This window comes from Streptomyces sp. NPDC045701 (assembly GCF_056432045.1).
Genome location: NZ_JBWKJV010000044.1, coordinates 24,112 through 30,942, shown reverse-complemented (window position 1 = coordinate 30,942; position 6,831 = coordinate 24,112). Strand labels below are relative to the sequence as shown.

Here is a 6,831-nt window from a genome sequence, read left to right as displayed (position 1 = left end):
CCACCCCCCCATCCCCCCCCCCCCCCCCCCCACCCCCCCCACCCCCCCCCCCCCCCCCCCCCCCCCCCCCCCCCCCCCCCCCCCCCCCCCCCCCCCCCCCGGAGCGGGGGGTGGCGGGGGTCAGGACACCGCGGCCGGCTCGGCCCCGGGTGCTCCCTCGCCTTCCTGGCGCAGCCTGCGGGGGATGGCGAACATCAGCAGGAACACCACCGCGGTGACCCCGATGAACACCCACAGGAGGGTCTGGAAGCTGGCCGCGAAGGAGGTGCCGGTGGCGTCCTCCTGGTAGCCGGCCAGGACCGAGGTGACCTTCTGGTCCTGGAGCGGTGCCACCGTGCAGCTCTCCGGGACTGTGGCGAGGTCCTTCTCACCGGCGCGGTCCACGGAGCAGGTGCGGTAGGCGGCGATGACGGTGTCCGCCTCGCCGGGGGTGACCCCGGCGGTGGCGACCAGGTCCTGGCGCAGCTGCGGGATCTGCTGGTCGACGCCGGCGCCGGTGTTGCCGGCGAGGCCGCCGAAGAAGACCACGCTCACCAGCGCGCCGCCGATGGCGAACCCCAGCTGGGTGTTGGTGTTCACCAGACCCGACGCGGAACCGGCGTCCTTGTGCGGTACCTCGGAGGTCACGATCAGCGGCAGCGGGGTGGCCACCGTGCCGAAGCCGAGACCGATCAGGAACAGCGGGACGACGAGGTGCCAGGAGGTGACGTCGCTGCCGTACTCGCCGGCCACCCAGATGTACGAGCCGAGGCCCGCGACCAGGACGACCGCGCCCACCTGCATCGCCTTGCGGCCGAACCTGGGCACCAGGATCATCACGGACGTGGTGGCGGTGAGGAAGGCGCCGACGCAGAAGGGCAGGCTGGTGAGACCGGCGCGCATCGGGGACCAGCCCTGACCGATCTGCATGTACAGCGTCCAGCCGATGGTGAACATGCCCATGCCGACGTAGAAGATCAGGTTGACGGCGAGGCCGGAGGAGAAGCTGCGGGTGCGGAACAGGCCGAGCTCGACGAGCGGCGAGCCGTCCTTGCGGGACTTGCGGCGCTGCCAGGCGACGAACCCGAGGAGCACCGGCAGCGACGCGATCATGGAGGCGTAGCCCCAGGCCGGCCAGCCCAGTTCGCGGCCCTGGAGCAGCGGGTAGACCAGCATGACCAGACCGCCGGTGGCCAGCACGAGTCCCAGCAGGTCGAGCCGGAGGGCCTGCGGCGCCTTGGACTCGGTGATCACCTTGGAGCCGTACAGCAGACCGACGAGGCCGATCGGCACGTTGACCAGGAAGATCAGCCGCCAGCTGAGGCCGAAGAGGTCCCACTCGACCATCAGACCGCCCAGCGCGAGGCCCAGGGTGGCGGCGAGACCGCCGACCAGGCCGTGCAGCGCGAACGCCGTGCCTCGCTCCTTGTCGGAGAACGTCACATGGATGATCGACAGCACCTGCGGCACCATGATGCCGGAGAACGCCCCCTGGAGGACGCGCGAGACGACCAGCTGCCAGGGCTCCTGCGCGAGGCCCGCCGTCAGGGAGGTCAGGGTGAAGCCGGCGACACCGATGAGGAACATCCTCTTGCGTCCGAAGATGTCACCCAGCCGACCGCCCAGGATCAGGGTCAGGGCGAAGGCGAGCTGGTACCCCACCAGAACCCACTGGATGGCCGAGTAGCCGGCCGCAAGTTCCTGCTGCATCGAGGGCGCCGCCACGTTGGCGATGGTGCCGTCCAGCAGATCCATGAAGGCGGACACGAGCAGAACCAGCAGCGCCGCCCAGCGCTTCGGGTCGAGCTTCACCGTGTCGGCCGCCGCATCCGCGCCCGTCGTTAACCTCTCCACCTCCGTCTCCACGGACGGTGCCTGCTCGGACGAAATAGCCATGGTGTACCTCTCTGATACTTGGGGGGGTATCGGGTTCCGGGGGGAAACCGGCGGACCGGCCGAAGGCCGTGAGCGTCGATACGCAGGATGACGGCGGTCAGTGGAGTTCCGCTGGAGTGCGGCTGAAGCGGGGGGCGGGGGCGGCGGGACGGCTGCCGCGCGCCCGGTGGTGGGGGTGTCCGGCGGCCTCGGTCACCGTCAGCACGGGCGTCACGCACGCCTCGGTGGCCTCGAACCGGCGGGCCCAGGTGTCGCGGTCGTGGCGCAGGAAGCGGTTGGCGAACAGCCTGCGCAGGGCGGGCCACTCGGTGGGGTCGTCGCGGTCCGGCACCTCGGCCGGATCGAGGTCCAGCCCGTGCAGCAGGGCCGCGTAGAAGCGGTCCTCCAGCGCGCCGACCGCCACGTACCCGCCGTCCGCGCAGGCGTAACAGGTGTAGAACGGGGCGCCGCCGTCGAGCAGGTTGACCCCGCGCTCCTCCCGCCACGCGCCCGCGCCGGCCATCGCGACGAGCATGCCGAGCAGGGCGTTGGTGCCGTCGACGATCGCCGCGTCCACCACCTGGCCGCGCCCGGACGTCCGCCGCTCGTACAGGGCGGCCAGCACGCCCGCCACGAGGAACATCGCGCCGCCGCCGAAGTCGCCCAGCAGGTTCACCGGCGGGACCGGCGGGCCGCCCGCCTCGCCGACGGCCGCCAGGGCCCCGGTGAGCGCGAGGTAGTTGATGTCGTGGCCGGGGGTCCGGGCGAGCGGTCCCTCCTGGCCCCAGCCGGTCATCCGGGCGTAGACCAGCCCCGGGTTGCGCCCCAGGCACACGTCCGGGCCGATCCCGAGCCGTTCCGCCACACCCGGCCGGAAGCCCTCGACGAGCACGTCGGCGCCGGCCACCAGGTCCAGGAGCGCGGCGGCGCCCGCCGGGTCCTTCAGGTCGAGGGCCGTCGAGCGCCTCCCCCGGTCCAGGACCCGGTGCCACTCGGCGAACGACCGGCGCCCGTCCGCGCGGTCCACCCGCAGGACGTCTGCCCCGAGGTCGGCGAACATCATGCAGGCGAACGGCACGGGGCCGATCGCGGCCAGCTCCACGACCTTCAGCCCGTGCAGCGGCCCGGTGGCGCCGGGTTGCGTCATCGAAGGCTCCTCACTCGTCACGGCACGTCGTACGGCAACGCCCCGTCGTACGGCACAGCACGTCGTACGGCACGTCGGGGCGCGCGGCACGGCACGGCACGGCACGGCGCACGGTGGGGGCGGTCGCTCGTGTTCCGCTCGCGCGCCGGTCGGCCCGCCCGTCACCCGCCCGGTCGTCGCGGCCGGACGGCCGGCTGTTCGACCCCGCCTCGAGCGCGGATCCCTAGCGTGCGGTGGCATCCAGCCTTCGGCAGCACAGGAGGAGCTCACCCATGAGTACCGCGCTCACGCCCTTCAGGGCCGAGATCCCGGACGCGGATCTCGCCGACCTCAAGGACCGTCTCGCGCGCACCCGGTGGCCGGAGGCGGAGACCGTCGACGACTGGTCGCAGGGCGTGCCGCTCGACCACCTCCGCGATCTGGCCGCGTACTGGCGCGACTCCTACGACTGGCGGGCGGCCGAGACGCGGCTGAACGCCGTGCCCCAGTTCCGTACCGAGATCGACGGCCTGGGCATCCACTTCCTGCACGTGCGCTCCCCGCACCCGGACGCGGTGCCGCTGCTGCTCAGTCACGGCTGGCCCGGTTCGGTGATCGAGTTCCTCGACCTGATCGGCCCGCTGACCGACCCGGACGACCCGGCGGACGCCTTCCACGTGGTGTGCCCGTCCCTCCCCGGGTACGCGTTCAGCGACAAACCGACCGCCACCGGCTGGACGGTGGAGCGCACGGCGGCGGCCTGGGCGGCGCTGATGGCGCGGCTCGGGTACGAGCGGTACGCGGCGCACGGCGTCGACTGGGGCTCCTTCGTCACCGGCGCCCTGGGCGGCATCGACGCGAAGCACCTGCTCGGCATCCACCTGGCGATGCCGTTCGCGAAGCCGCCGCAGCAGCAGGTGGCGCTCGACGAGCGGGACCTGGCGGGCCTCGCGGCGCTTAAGGAGTTCCAGCAGCACGAGGGCGGTTACTCGGCCCTCCAGTCCACCCGGCCGCAGACCCTCGGTTACGCGCTCACCGACTCACCGGTCGGCCAGCTGGCCTGGATCGTCGAGAAGTACTGGGCGTGGAGCGACCACGACGGCGACCTGGAGAAGGTCGTGTCCCGCGACCGGCTGCTGGACGTGGTGACGCTCGCGTGGCTGGCCGGCACGGCCGCGTCCTCGGCGCGGATCTACTGGGAGAGCCACAACAGGATGGAGCTCGGGCCGGTGGACGTCCCCACGGCGTGCTCGGTCTTCCCCAAGGACGCGCGGATGCCCCGCGCCTGGTGCGAGCACCGGTTCACCGACCTCCGCCGCTGGACCGACCACAAGACCGGCGGCCACTTCCCCGCGCTGGAGCAGCCCGAGCTGCTGGTGGACGAACTGCGTTCCTTCTTCCGCCCGCTCGCCCGGTCCGGGAGGGCCTGACGATGAGCTCCCGTACGGCAGGGCGGGCCGACGACCCGGAGCTGCCCGAGTTCCCCTTCCCCGGGTCCAGCCACCGGGGCCCCGCGCCCCTGTTCGCCCGCCTGCGTGCCGAGCGGCCGGTGGTCCGGGTGGCGTGGCGGGGCGGCGGCCACGCGTGGCTGGTCACCCGCCACGAGGACGTGATCCGCGTGCTGGACGACCCGCGCTTCAGCCGGGCCGCTTCGTACGCGCCGGACGCGCCGCGGTTCAGCGGGCTCTTCCAGGCGCCGCCCGGCATGATCGTCTCGCTGGACCCGCCGGACCACACCCGGCTGCGGGCGCTGGCCGAGCAGGCCTTCTCGCCGGGCCGCGTCGAGGGGATGCGCCCCCGGGTGCGGGAGGTCGCGGGCCGGCTGCTGGACGAGCTGGAGAAGTCCGGCCCGGGTCCGGCCGATCTGGTGGCCGGGTTCGCGGCGCCGCTCGCCATGACGGTGATCTGCGAGCTCCTCGGGGTTCCCGAGGCCGACCGGGACCGCTTCCACGCCTGGGTACGGCAGTTCGCGGACGTGTCCGCGCCGCCGGAGCGGGCGGCGGAGGGCGGCGAGAAGCTGGGCGCGTACATCGCGGGGCTGGTGGCGGCGAAGCAGGCGGAACCCGCCGACGACGTGCTGTCCGCCCTGATCGCCGCGCGGCTCGGCGACGGCACGGACGCGGAGGCGGACACGGGCTTGCCGGGCGGCTCCCCCGCCGGTGCGGAGGCGGACGGCGGTGACCGGCTCGGCTTCGACGAGCTGGTCGGGCTCGGTTTCACCCTGCTGGGTGCCGGGTTCGACTCCTCCGCCGGCCAGATCGGCAACTTCACCGCCACGCTGCTCGCCCGCCACCGGGACGTGTGGCGGCGGCTGGGCGAGCACCCGGAGGACGTCCCGGCCGCGGTGGAGGAACTGCTGCGCACGGTGAACCTCAACGGCAACGACACTTCGGGGCTGCCGCGTATCGCCACCGAGGACGTGACGGTCGGCGGGGTGGTGATCCCCGCCGGCGAGGCGGTGTTCGTGGCCTTCCCTTCGGCCAACCGCGACGCGGCCGTCTTCCCCGACCCCGACCGCGCCGACTTCGGGCGGGCCGACAACCCCCACCTCGCGTTCGGCCACGGCATCCACCGCTGCCTGGGGGCGCCGCTGGCGCGCCTGGAACTCGCGGTGGCGCTCGAGGAGCTGACCCGTCGCTTCCCCGACGCGCGGCTCGCGGTCGGCGAGCACGAACTGATCTGGCGGGCCGGAGACGTGAACCACAACCTGCTCGCCCTTCCCGTCGAACTGTCAAGGAGCACCGCATGACCGTCGAACAGCTGCCGGCGACCAGCCGCGAGGTCCGGCTGGCCTCGTACCCGCGGGACGAGGTCACCCTCGCCCACTTCGAGCTCGGCGAGTCCGCCCTCGCCGAGCCGGGCGAGGGCGAGGTCGTCGTGCGCAACGACTGGATGACCCTGGGCTCGGTGGCCCGCGACCAGATGAACCCCGACACCAAGCTGCCGATCCCGGTCTTCCAGCCGGGCGTCGCCATGTGGGGCCGGACCGTCGGCACGGTGGTCAGGTCGAACAGCCCGGACCTGGCGGTCGGTGACCTGGTGGAGCACTTCTCCGGGTGGCGCGAGTACGCCGTCGGCTCCGCCCAGGGGTTCTTCCGGCGTGACCGGTCCCTGCTGCCGGGGCCCGAGTACTTCCTGTCGCAGGGCCCGACGGCCTGGCACGGCATGGTCGGTACGGCGGACGTGCGCGAGGGTGACGTCGTGTTCGTCTCCGGCGCCACCAACGGCGTCGGCGCCCTCGCGGGACAGATCGCCAAGCTGAAGGGAGCCAAGCGGGTCATCGGCAGCACCGGCTCCAAGGAGAAGATCGACTTCCTGGTCGACGAGCTGGGCTTCGACGCCGCCTTCGACTACCACGACGGCCCGGTGGCCGACCGGCTCGCCGAGCTGGCGCCCGACGGCCTCGACGTGGTCTTCGACAACGTCGGCGGCGAGCAGTTCGAGGCCGCGGTGCGGGTCGCCTCGCGCGGGGCGCGGTTCGCGCTGTGCGGGGCCCTGGCCGGGCAGCACGGAAACGGTGACGGGGGCAGCCCGCGGCTGCCCCTGATGTCGGTCATCACCAAGGACCTGAGCCTGCGGGGCTTCGCCACGCTGCACACCCCGGACCAGATCGAGGACTGGAACGCCCGGTTCGGCGCGTGGCTGCGCGAGGGGCGCGTCGTCTTCCCGCACACGGTCGTCGAAGGCGGGGTGCCCGCGCTGCCGGAGGCGTTCGTCGCGCTGATGGAACGCCGCTACAGCGGCACCGTACTGGTCAGGCTGAGCTGAGCGCGCTCGGCCGTACGCTGCGGCGGTGCCCCGTGGAACGTCCCGGGGCACCGCCGCTGTCACGCTCCACGAAAGAGGGACGG

5 protein-coding genes are annotated in these 6,831 nt (G+C 73.2%); 3 read left to right on the top strand and 2 right to left on the bottom strand.

What is annotated here, in order from left to right; translation table 11 throughout:
• Window positions 1-120: 120 nt before the first annotated feature.
• Window positions 121-1,875, bottom strand: a complete 1,755-nt coding sequence (locus tag AC07DW_RS28730; protein ID WP_478860586.1) for an MFS transporter — start codon at window positions 1,873-1,875, stop codon at window positions 121-123.
• 97 nt (window positions 1,876-1,972) lie between these two features.
• Entirely contained in the window at window positions 1,973-3,001 is a 1,029-nt protein-coding gene (locus AC07DW_RS28725) for a CaiB/BaiF CoA transferase family protein (RefSeq protein WP_478860585.1), read from the bottom strand.
• A 272-nt stretch (window positions 3,002-3,273) separates the two neighbouring features.
• Here AC07DW_RS28725 and AC07DW_RS28720 point away from each other — a divergent pair, with 272 nt between their 5' ends.
• From AC07DW_RS28720 to AC07DW_RS28710, 3 genes are read left to right on the top strand one after another with little or no spacing between them, the layout of a single operon-like run.
• Entirely contained in the window at window positions 3,274-4,410 is a 1,137-nt protein-coding gene (locus tag AC07DW_RS28720; protein WP_478860584.1) for an epoxide hydrolase family protein, read from the top strand.
• Between the two features lie 2 nt (window positions 4,411-4,412).
• Window positions 4,413-5,729: a cytochrome P450 gene (locus tag AC07DW_RS28715; protein ID WP_478860583.1), complete on the top strand. Its 1,317-nt coding sequence runs from the start codon at window positions 4,413-4,415 to the stop codon at window positions 5,727-5,729.
• On the top strand, window positions 5,726-6,748 hold the full coding sequence (locus AC07DW_RS28710) for a zinc-binding dehydrogenase (RefSeq protein ID WP_478860582.1): 1,023 nt from the start codon (window positions 5,726-5,728) through the stop codon (window positions 6,746-6,748). Before AC07DW_RS28715 ends, AC07DW_RS28710 begins: the two co-directional genes overlap by 4 nt.
• The last annotated feature ends 83 nt before the right edge of the window (window positions 6,749-6,831 follow it).

Bases quoted from the DNA above. Each gene is read 5' to 3' on its own strand.
- AC07DW_RS28730 (WP_478860586.1), bottom strand. From the start codon at position 1,875: ATGGCTATTTCGTCCGAGCAGGCACCGTCCGTGGAGACGGAGGTGGAG.
- AC07DW_RS28725 (WP_478860585.1), bottom strand. From the start codon at position 3,001: ATGACGCAACCCGGCGCCACCGGGCCGCTGCACGGGCTGAAGGTCGTG.
- AC07DW_RS28720 (WP_478860584.1), top strand. From the start codon at position 3,274: ATGAGTACCGCGCTCACGCCCTTCAGGGCCGAGATCCCGGACGCGGAT.
- AC07DW_RS28715 (WP_478860583.1), top strand. From the start codon at position 4,413: ATGAGCTCCCGTACGGCAGGGCGGGCCGACGACCCGGAGCTGCCCGAG.
- AC07DW_RS28710 (WP_478860582.1), top strand. From the start codon at position 5,726: ATGACCGTCGAACAGCTGCCGGCGACCAGCCGCGAGGTCCGGCTGGCC.